1 rRNA gene is annotated in these 1337 nt (G+C 48.5%); it reads left to right on the top strand.

Annotated elements, in window-relative coordinates:
- Positions 1-130: 130 nt before the first annotated feature.
- Positions 131-1337: ribosomal RNA gene (locus HF312_21615) — 23S ribosomal RNA — on the top strand; the annotation flags it as partial.

Below are 1337 nucleotides of genomic sequence, written 5' to 3' on the forward strand. Positions count from 1 at the left end.
TTTGTACCTTGAAAACTACACAATGCAAAACAATTTTAGTAAATAGTAGAGGTAGTAGGACTACGATACTAAAGTAAAGTAGACAACTACACTACGATTTCGCAAGGTTAAAAACCAAATGTAAACTTTAGATCAAGCTAGAAAGAGCATAGGGTGAATGCCTTGGCACTAGGAGCCGAAGAAGGACGCAGCAATCTGCGAAAAGCCATGGTGAGCCGAAAGCAGGCCGAGACCCATGGGTATCCGAATGGGGAAACCCACCTGGGGTAATGCCCAGGTATCCATAACTGAATCCATAGGTTATGAGAAGGTAAACCCGGGGAACTGAAACATCTAAGTACCCGGAGGAAGAGAAAGAAACCTCGATTTCCTGAGTAGCGGCGAGCGAACGGGAAAGAGCCCAAACCGTATCAGAAATGATACGGGGTTGTGGACCGGAATAAGATCAGACATCATTAACCGAACCGTCTGGAAAGTCGGGCCAGAGCAGGTGACAGTCCTGTAGGTGAAAATGATGAAAGATTGTCCGGTATCCAGAGTACCACGGGACACGTGAAACCCTGTGGGAAGCAGGGGGGCCCACCCCCCAAGGCTAAATACTACCTAGTGACCGATAGTGAAGAAGTACCGTGAGGGAAAGGTGAAAAGCACCCCGGGAGGGGAGTGAAAGAGAACCTGAAACCCTATGTTTACAAGCGGTGGAAGCACGTTAAGGTGCGACCACGTACTTTTTGTAGAACGGACCGGCGAGTTACGATATGATGCGAGGTTAAGGACTAAAGGTCTGGAGCCGAAGGGAAACCGAGTCTGAAAAGGGCGAATATAGTATCATGTTGTAGACCCGAAACCAGGTGACCTATCCATGGACAGGATGAAGCGGAAGTAAAATTCCGTGGAGGTCCGAATCCACCGTTGTTGAAAAAACGGGGAATGAGCTGTGGATAGCGGTGAAATGCCAATCGAACTTGGAGATAGCTGGTTCTCCTCGAAATAGCTTTAGGGCTAGCCTCAGGAGAAGAATCGTGGAGGTAGAGCACTGAATGGGCTAGGGGGCCAACAAGCTTACCGAACCCTATCAAACTCCGAATGCCATAGATTTGCTTCCTGGGAGTCAGACTGCGGGAGATAAGTTTCGTAGTCAAAAGGGAAACAGCCCAGATCATCAGCTAAGGTCCCAAAGTACAGGTTAAGTGGAAAAGGATGTGGGATTGCACAGACAACCAGGATGTTGGCTTAGAAGCAGCCATACATTTAAAGAGTGCGTAATAGCTCACTGGTCGAGTGATCCTGCGCCGAAAATGTCCGGGGCTCAAACCTGTCACCGAAGCTATGGATTG

It is taken from the genome of Ignavibacteria bacterium (assembly GCA_025612375.1).
In the GTDB taxonomy this organism is placed as follows: Bacteria; Bacteroidota; Ignavibacteria; order Ignavibacteriales; family SURF-24; genus JAAXKN01.